10 protein-coding genes are annotated in these 9087 nt (G+C 41.2%); all 10 read left to right on the top strand.

Annotation, left to right across the window (positions count from 1 at the left end; all coding sequences use genetic code 11):
- Nucleotides 1–188 precede the first annotated feature (188 nt).
- Complete coding sequence (locus tag F557_RS23510) at nt 189–320, top strand: hypothetical protein (RefSeq protein WP_019002796.1); 132 nt, start codon at nt 189–191, stop codon at nt 318–320.
- 191 nt (nt 321–511) lie between these two features.
- On the top strand, nt 512–775 hold the full coding sequence (locus tag F557_RS0113715) for a hypothetical protein (protein WP_019002795.1): 264 nt from the start codon (nt 512–514) through the stop codon (nt 773–775).
- Between the two features lie 14 nt (nt 776–789).
- A complete protein-coding gene (locus F557_RS20095; protein WP_019002794.1) occupies nt 790–1437 on the top strand; it encodes a tetratricopeptide repeat protein in 648 nt (215 codons plus the stop codon).
- A 172-nt stretch (nt 1438–1609) separates the two neighbouring features.
- Complete coding sequence (locus F557_RS20090; protein ID WP_019002793.1) at nt 1610–1936, top strand: tetratricopeptide repeat protein; 327 nt, start codon at nt 1610–1612, stop codon at nt 1934–1936.
- Between the two features lie 481 nt (nt 1937–2417).
- Nucleotides 2418–3860 carry a tetratricopeptide repeat protein gene (locus F557_RS23360; RefSeq protein ID WP_084761651.1) on the top strand — a complete coding sequence of 481 codons (1443 nt, stop codon included), beginning with the start codon at nt 2418–2420 and terminating at the stop codon, nt 3858–3860.
- A gap of 75 nt (nt 3861–3935) precedes the next feature.
- On the top strand, nt 3936–4556 hold the full coding sequence (locus tag F557_RS23355) for a tetratricopeptide repeat protein (RefSeq protein ID WP_019002790.1): 621 nt from the start codon (nt 3936–3938) through the stop codon (nt 4554–4556).
- Nucleotides 4557–4605: 49 nt separating this feature from the next.
- Nucleotides 4606–7422 (top strand): DNA methyltransferase, encoded by a 2817-nt coding sequence (locus F557_RS23350; RefSeq protein WP_019002789.1) that lies wholly within the window; start codon nt 4606–4608, stop codon nt 7420–7422.
- A 15-nt stretch (nt 7423–7437) separates the two neighbouring features.
- Entirely contained in the window at nt 7438–8067 is a 630-nt protein-coding gene (locus tag F557_RS0113680) for a TerD family protein (RefSeq protein WP_019002788.1), read from the top strand.
- Nucleotides 8068–8113: 46 nt separating this feature from the next.
- Nucleotides 8114–8434 carry a type IIL restriction-modification enzyme MmeI gene (locus F557_RS0113675; RefSeq protein WP_157617898.1) on the top strand — a complete coding sequence of 107 codons (321 nt, stop codon included), beginning with the start codon at nt 8114–8116 and terminating at the stop codon, nt 8432–8434.
- Nucleotides 8435–8499: 65 nt separating this feature from the next.
- Nucleotides 8500–9087 (top strand): tetratricopeptide repeat protein (locus F557_RS20080; RefSeq protein WP_019002786.1); only part of this gene is annotated, 588 nt, incomplete at its 3' end.

Below are 9087 nucleotides of genomic sequence, written 5' to 3'. Positions count from 1 at the left end.
CACGATTTTTGTGTGCGATATGGTACGGATTCACCAGCACTTTTGTCAAGAATCCCTGAAGCCTTAAAAAGACGGTTTAAGACCTAATACCTAAGTTCGATGATAAGAAAGCTTATTATGAAAATTGGTTGCCAAGTACAGATTGCAAAGCTTTGTTTTCACGAAAGGCTGTTAAGGATCTAAAAGGAATGAAAGACAGTAAAAAACTCATTGTGAGATTCACACCGCATGGAAGTGGAGATCAAAATGCTACGTTTGATCTTGGAGGAATTGAAAAGGTTGTTGAAAATATAGCATCTAGTTGCCATTGGAAAAAATAATTCTTAATTTTTAGAAGGAAGTTAAACAAAAAGTAATATTAAGATTTGATGTGCTTTTATGTCAGAATTACTGATAAGTACAGTATCAAATCAAACAAATGGGACTTAAATATGCCGCAGACGGAGTGCTGCGGTGATAAAATCATTAGATGTAGTCTGTAAGTAAGCAATTTTATTAGAGGAGATGTTCTATGAATTTAAAACTTATTATTTGTTTTATCATGATTTCTTTATTACCTGCTTTTTCTCATGCAAAAACCATTGAGAGTGCAATGGATTTTTATACCTGCAAAAATTCAGCACAAAGTACCATGAATGCAATGGGAGCTTCATATGATGTTATTTTTAATACCGATACTATATTCATGGTTAAAACTTATGTAAGCGATGGCTCGGTTTCTGTTGCATGTTATAAAGAGACAGGAAAACAAGTGATAATCACAAATCCTAATTGAACAAGGAATTTAGCATGAAGAAAAATCTGATATTCATTACTGCTTTTTTACTATTGTCTCCCGCAGAAATATTGGCGAACGACGATTTGTTAAACTGCATCAACCTGGCAGATGATAAAAAATATACTGAAGCTCTTCCATTTTGTCAGAAAACCTGTGACCTTAATGATGGACAGGGATGTGGTAAAATGGCGTATTTTTATAGATATGGTTATGCTGTGAACGAGGATCACACGCAGGCGATAACATACTATGAAAAAGCTTGTGACCTAAATAATGGAGATTGCTGTGCAGAACTTGGTCATCTCTACAAAGAAGGGAGAGCCATAAGGTTCCGGATTCCTGAAAACTACCAGTTATCTAGAAAATATTCTGAGAAAGCTTGCGATCTAAATGAAGCTAACGGGTGTAGAGAGCTTGGAAATATATACTATGACGGTCTAGGAGTGAGACAAAATTATAAAAAGTCAAGAACATACTATGAGAAAGCTTGCGATTTAAAAGACAAGCATGCATGCTTCAGTGCTGCAACTTTTTATCATAAAGGACGAGGAGTGAAGAAAAATTTTAAAACAGCAAAAGAATACTTTGGCAAGGCTTGTGATTTACAATATCAATTCGGCTGTGATGTGTATAAAGAGTTAAACGAGAAGGGATATTAATGTTTGATGATTTCGTATGTTAGTATGACGGGTAAGATTAAATACAACTAACTGATGTAGCAAACGGAACTGCACATGAAAAAATTACTGTTATGTTTAACTACTGTTGGGTGCTTTTCAATATTGAATGTTGCCACGGCAGATCCCGTGCTGAAATGTTATAGGATGTCCCGTGACAAACAATATAGAGAAGCCCTTCCAGTTTTGTCAGGAAGCCTGCGATCTACTAAATGATGGATTAGGGTGTGCCTTTCTTGGATGGTTTTATGCCGAAGGTCTAGGCATAAAACAGGACTTACAGCAGGCGAAATCATACTTTGAAACATCCTGCAACTTGAAAGATGCATTTGGATGCTACAGTCTTGGATTCCTTTACGACAATGGTCAAGGCGTAAGACAGAATTTTCAGACAGCAAAAGAATACTATGGCAAGGCTTGTGATTTAGGAGAGCAAGATGGTTGCGATAACTACCGGAAGTTAAACGAAAAGGGATATTAAGGCATTTCTTCAACACTCAAACAAGTTGGGTTACTAAAACTATCGGCTCTTTTTATGATTTTGTTCAAATCGATTCGTTGCACTAGTTTCTAATATTAATCCCCCTGCCACATCTCAGATTCAGCTTTTAAACTTGCTTATCAAGAGCTGTTCTAGCTGGGTGTGGTATTGCCCTTCTTCTCCTTTATTTCAGATGCTGGCATGCCATAATCTTCTAATGGAGTGGAGCTCACAGTCATGATAAACGCTTCTTATGTTATCCATTGTTGATTAGCATCAAAAACATGTTCTTCCATTAGGGAGCTGATATGACGGATCATTAGGGTACACCTCAAAAAACCGTGATTTTTAGCATGGTTCATAATTGAAAACTGGACTTAAATAAACCCTGATCACAAATTGGACTTAAATAAGCCGCAGCGGGGGTGTTGCGGTGATAAAGTCATTAAGAGTGTAGCAACAAGAAAGTCTAAGGGGGGATATGAAAAAAACACTGTTTTGTTTTACTGCTGTAAGCTGCTTTTCATTGTTGAATACTGCGTGCACCCCCACTAAGTCTATATGCAGTACTCTTTTTGAGTCTAAGCAGTACGCCAGTGCAGTTCCATATTGTGAACAATCCTGTAATTTGAACAATAATGGTATCGATTGTGGCAATTTGGGATATCTCTATGAGAAAGGTTTGGGCATACAGCAGGACTATCTTCAAGCTGAACTGTATAACGAAAAATCCTGCAAACTGAAAGAGGGTGTAGGGTGTTCCAATTTGTGGCTCATGAAATCCCATGGTCATGACGTACGGCATATGGAAGAAGCCTGTAACATGAAAAGCGGGGCACATTGTAACAATTTGGGAATCCTGTATGAAAAGGGACAAGGCGTAACACAGGACTTCCAGAAGGCAATAACATACTATGGGAAAGCCTGCAACCTGAATATTGGAGAAGCGTGCAACTATCTAGGATTGCTTTACGTGAAAGGTCAAGACGTAACACAGGACTTCCAGCAGGCGATGACATACTTTGAGAAAGCCTGCAACTTGAATTTTGGAATGGGGTGCTACAATCTTGGAGCTTTTTACGGCAATAAACAGGACTACCAGCAGGCGATGACATACTTTGAGAAAGCCTGCAATATGAAAGAGGAAAATGGATGCAAAAATTTAAGGTCTTTAAATGATCGAGCACAAAATGTACAGCAGAATGATCAGAAAGCTAGCGATAAGAATGCTGAGCCCCATCATGGAATAGCCTGCAACAGTGGATATGACTGCTACAATTTGGGAACGGTCTATTATAGTAAAAAGCTTGATATGACAGCCATGCAGTTTTTTGAAAAATCCTGCAATCTGAACTATGGAAATGGGTGCCACTTCTTGGGAAGTATGTATCTTATCTTACAATCCAATATTCAGAAGTCCATGCATTATTTCAAAAAAGCCTGCAATCTGAATGTTGGAGCTGGATGCTCTGCTGTTGGAAGGTTTTACTTGGACAGTCAAGGCGTAGAACAGGACTACCAGCAGGCGAAAACATATTTTGAGAAAGCTTGTAGATTAAATTGGGATGGCGGATGCGTGGAGCTTGGATATTTATACTTTTACGGAAAAGGCGTAAGTCGGAATTATCAGCTAGCAAAAATTTACTTTGAAAAAGCTTCCAATTTAAATAACGGAATGGGGTATGCTGGGCTCGGAATGATTTCGGCAGCAAATTTTGATTGGCTACAAGCAAAAATATATTTTGAGAAAGCTTGTAATTTTAATGATAAATTTGGCTGTACCGGACTTGGTATGCTATACGAAGAAGGCCGTGGTGTTGAAAAGAATCTGCAAAAAGCTAAAGAATATTATGGCAAAGTATGTCGTTTAGGAGAGAAAATTGGTTGCGATAAACATCAGGAGTTAAACGAAAAAGGATATTAATGTTTGATGATTTCGTATGTTAGTATGACGAGTAAGATTACATACAACTAACTGATGTAGCAAAGGGAGTTGCACATGAAAAAACTACTGTTATGTTTAACTGCTGCTGTTCTGTTATGTTTAACTGCTGTTATCTTCTCTTGGGTGTACTGGGAAAAATCTCCTCTATTTTTTTATTATCAGAAAGCATGCAACCTGAATTATGGATCAGGGTGCTACAAGCTTGGACAGCTTTACGAAGGTGGTAAAGGCGTAAAAAGGGACTATCGGAAGGCTATAGCATACTATGAAGAAGCCTGCGACCTGAATAATGCAGATGGGTGCAAAAATCTTGGATATGCGTACGAAGACCACGAAATCACCTATCGAGACGGCTTAATAAAACAGGACTTAAAGAAGGCTGTATCATACTATAGCAAAGCCTGCCTCAAGCTGAATGATGGAGATGGGTGCTATTCACTTGGAAGATATTACCAATCATATAAATATGATTATCTCTGGGCAGGAAGATACTATGAGAGATCCTGCAACCTGAATTGTAGATATGGGTGCAGGGATCTTGGAAATCTTTACGAAGAGGGTAAAGGCGTAAAACAAGATTATCAGAAAGCAAAAGAATACTATGGCAAGGCTTGTGATTTAGGTGAATACGCTACTTGTGATTATTTAGATAATTTAAACAAAAATGGATATTAAGGCTTGATGATTTTATGTGTCAGAATGACAGATAGAAAAGGTGATGTGTATGCCAGTGGTCAATAAAGGAGCCGCCGATTTTGCAAAGAGGTGGAAAGACAAAGGAGACGAGAAACAGGACTCTCAGAATTTCTGGAGAGATCTGCTATCTTCGGTATTCGGCATTGCTAATCCTGAGAGAAATGTATGCTTTGAAAAGAGAGTAAGCCTTAAAAATACTAGCTTCATAGACGTTTATATTCCTGAAACAAAGGTAATTATTGAACAGAAAAGTCTGGGTATTGATCTCGAGAAGGCAAAGAAGCAATCGGACGGCATAGAACTCACGCCTTTTGGTCAGGCAAAACGCTATAACGATGAACTCCCCTACTCCGAAAAAGCCCGCTGGATCGTAACCTGCAACTTTGAAAGATTCCTTATTTATGATTTGGAAAAGCCCAGGGAGGCTCCCACTGAGATCCTTCTTAAAAACATGGCCAAAGACTATCACCTTCTGGAATTCTTGGTTAAATTCAAGGATGAAGCCTTGATCCGGGAGGAAGAGCTTTCGGTTAAGGCCGGGAAAATTGTGGGAACTATTTACGATGCCCTGCTGAAAGAATACGGCGACAGTCCTTCTGTTTCTGATTTAAAAAGCCTCAATAAGCTATGCGTCCGCCTGGTATTCTGCCTGTATGCCGAAGATTCCGGATTGTTTGGCAACAGCGGAGATGCCTTCTGCAAATATCTGGAAAATTACCGGGCCTGCGATCTCCGGCAGGCTATTATCAGTCTCTTCAAAGTGCTGGATACCCCTGACAGCAAACGCAGCAAGTTTCTAAGTCCGGAGCTGGCGGCATTCCCCTATGTAAACGGCAGTCTTTTTGCCGTGGACGAAGATTCCGAAAACATTCCGAACTTTTCCGATGAACTCCGGGACATTCTCATAAAAAAGGCCGGGGAAAGTTTTGACTGGTCTGGCATAAGCCCCACAATTTTTGGAGCGGTTTTTGAAAGCACCCTCAATCCGGAGACCAGAAGATCCGGCGGGATGCACTATACTTCTATCGAGAACATTCACAAGGTTATTGACCCTCTCTTTCTTAATGATCTCAGAAACGAATTCCGGAGCATCCAGGCATTAAAACCGGGCAAGAACAAAAGGCTCAAGCTGGAAGAATTTCAGAAGAAAATCGCCTCCCTGACCTTCATGGATCCTGCCTGCGGTTCCGGAAATTTCCTCACGGAAACATACCTCTCTCTTCGCAAGCTGGAAAACATGATCCTCAAGGAACTTTACCAGGGCATAGGATTCCTGGGAGAGGATTTTGTGGTTAATTCCCCGATTCAGGTTTCCATAGGTCAGTTTTACGGCATTGAGATAAACGATTTTGCCGTATCGGTTGCCAAAACCGCCCTCTGGATTGCGGAAAGCCAGACCATAATGGAGACCGAGCAGATCATAAACAGTCACATTGATTTTTTCCCGCTGAAGTCTTACTCCAATATTGCGGAAGCCAACGCTCTCAGAATTGACTGGAACAGCGTCATACCAAAGGAAAGGTTAAATTTCATCATGGGCAATCCGCCCTTTTACGGTGCCAGATGGTTGTTTACCGCTGAACAGAAAAAAGACTTAACGGAAGTATTCGGAAACATATCAGGGGTTGGCTACCTTGATTACGTCACCGCATGGTACAAAAAATCAGCAATATTCATTCAGAATTCCGGAATCAAAGCAGCACTTGTTTCAACAAACAGCATTACCCAGGGTGTGCAGGCAAATCTGCTGTGGGATATCCTGCTGCCTTTTAACATTGAAATCATCTTCTGCCATCGTACCTTTATATGGGACAGCGAAGCCTCGGAAAAGGCTCATGTTCATTGCGTGATTATCGGCTTTCAGGAAAAGAAGGCATCCAGTTCCGGCAGGAAGTTTATCTATACCGAAAACAAACCAAAAGAAGCGAAAAGCATAAATCAGTTTTTGCTGGATGCTCCTTTTACAATCATCACAAAGCGAGCAATCCCTCTTTCCGAAAATGTTCATCCAATGATTAAAGGCAGTGTGCCTTATGACGGCGGTCATCTGCTGCTGTCAGAGGGAGAATACCAGGATGTTCTTCAGCATCATCCCGAGGCCGTTCCCTTTATAAGACCATTCACCATGGGAAGGGAATTTTTGCATAGCATTCCCCGGTACTGCATTTGGCTAAAAGGTGTTTCTCCTGCTCAATATACAAAATCAAAATTCATTATGGAGCGGATAAGACTGGTAAAGGAAATGAGAGAAGGCAGCACCAGAGAAATTACAAAAAAACAGGCTCAGACTCCAATGCTTTTCGGAGAAATCAGACAGCCGGAAGACAATGGCAATTATCTGGGAATACCAAAAGTCAGTTCCGAAAACCGCCAGTACATCCCTATCGGATATTTAAGTTCTGATGTCATTGCAGGCGATATGCTTTTTGTGGTTCCGAACGCAACTCTTTACGATTTTGGCATAACGACATCAGTTATTCATAACGCCTGGATGCGAACAGTGGCAGGGAGACTTAAATCTGACTATCGCTATTCCAACACCGTGGTCTATAACAACTTTGTATGGGTAAAGCCGTCGGAAAAACTGAAAACCCGGATTGAAAAAACCGCCCAGGCAATTCTTGATGCCAGAAAAATCTACCCGGATTCTTCGCTGGCCGATCTTTATGACGAGCTTTCCATGCCGCCGGAACTCCGGAAGGCCCACCAGGAAAACGACCGGGCTGTGCTGGAACTTTACGGGCTTCCCCGGGATGCCTCCGAGGAGGATATCGTAACCAGAATGTTTGAACTTTACGAGGCGAAAACCTCCGGCAAAAACAATACGGGCTTAGAGCTTTTGTAGCAGCGAGGAGGGACTATGACCATAAAACTTCAGAAGGGACAGCGAATCAGTCTTCATAAAGGCGGAAATTCCGGTCTCGGAGAAATTCTTGTTAATCTTAACTGGAATAGGCATCCGGTTCAGAAAAAGGGATTCTTCTCTCAGCTTTTAGGCGGCAGTGGACACAATACTGACACCGGGATCGATCTTGACCTGGCTTGTCTTTATGAACTTAAAAACGGCTATAAAGGCGTTGTTCAGGCATTGGGCAACCTGTACGGTAATCTTTCAGATGCCCCGTATATCTGCCTGGATAACGATGACAGAACTGGGGATTCTGAGCATGGCGAGAATCTGAGAATCAACGGCAATAAGATTGCCATGATAAAGAGGATTCTGGTATTCACATTTATCTATGAAGGCATCACCAGCTGGAAGCAGGCAGATGCCAGGGTAACCATATCATACCCCGGTGCTGAAGACATAATCGTAAACATGGATGAGTATGACACTCAACTTACAACCTGCGGTTTAGCGCTGCTCGAAAACGTAAACGACCAGACATTCAGCATTGAAAAAATCGTAAAGTTTTATCAGGGGCATATAGCTTTGGACAAGGCTTTTAACTGGGGAATAACATGGGGAAAGCCGGCCCGCAAGTTTTGATTTTGGAATACTGACATCGATTATTCATAATGCATGGATGAGAAGCGTGGCAGGAATACTTGAAATGAGATACCGCTACTCAAATACTATTGTTTACAATAATTTTGTTTGGCCGGAAGTAACTGAATCTCAAAAGGAAAAGATTTCTAAAACTGCTCAGGCAATTCTGGAAGCTCGTGCCCTTTATCCTGATAGTTCTCTTGCTGATCTTTACGATTCTTTAACGATGCCACCAGAACTATTAAAAGCACACAAGGTAAACGATAAAGCTGTTATGGCACTCTATGGCTTTAGTGCTGATGCATCTGAAGAAGAAATTGTTGCAAAACTCATGAATATGTATTCAGAGAAAGTAAAAGGGAAGTAAATTGAGAATGTATTGCATATCATTTTTACCATATATATTCTTTTGCTATGACAGGAAGCCTGCACATGAAAAAATCACTGTTATATTTAACTGCTGTTATTTGCTTTTCGTTATCGAACGTTGCCACGGCTGCTCCCATAGAAGAATGCTCTAGGCTGTTCAAAACTGATCAATATAGACAAGCTATTCCATTTTGTCAGGAAGCCTGCAATCAGAATTATGTAGGAGCGTGCAGTGCTCTTGGATTGCTTTACGACAATGGTCGAGGCGTAAGACAGGACTACCAGCAGGCGAAAACATACTATGAGAAAGCCTGCAACCTGAATAATGGCTTAGGGTGCGGCAATCTCGGAGTTCTTTACGACAATGGTCGAGGCGTAAGACAGGACTACCAGCAGGCGAAAACATACTATGAGAAAGCCTGCAACCTGAATGAGGGATCAGGATGCTTCAATCTCGGAGCTCTTTACGCCGATGGTAAAGGCGTAAGACAGGACTACCAGCAGGCGAAAACATACTATGAGAAAGCCTGCAACCTGAATGATGGAGTAGGAGGGTGCTTCGGTCTCGGAGTTCTTTATCACAATGGTCAAGGCGTAAAGCAGGACTTCCTGCAGGCAAAGACATACTATGAGAAAGCCTGCAACCTGAAT

The sequence above is a fragment of the Succinimonas amylolytica DSM 2873 genome (genome assembly GCF_000378405.1).
In the GTDB taxonomy this organism is placed as follows: domain Bacteria; phylum Pseudomonadota; class Gammaproteobacteria; order Enterobacterales; family Succinivibrionaceae; genus Succinimonas; species Succinimonas amylolytica.
Note: the sequence above shows the minus strand (reverse complement) of the source record. Positions and strands in the feature narration are given on the sequence as shown.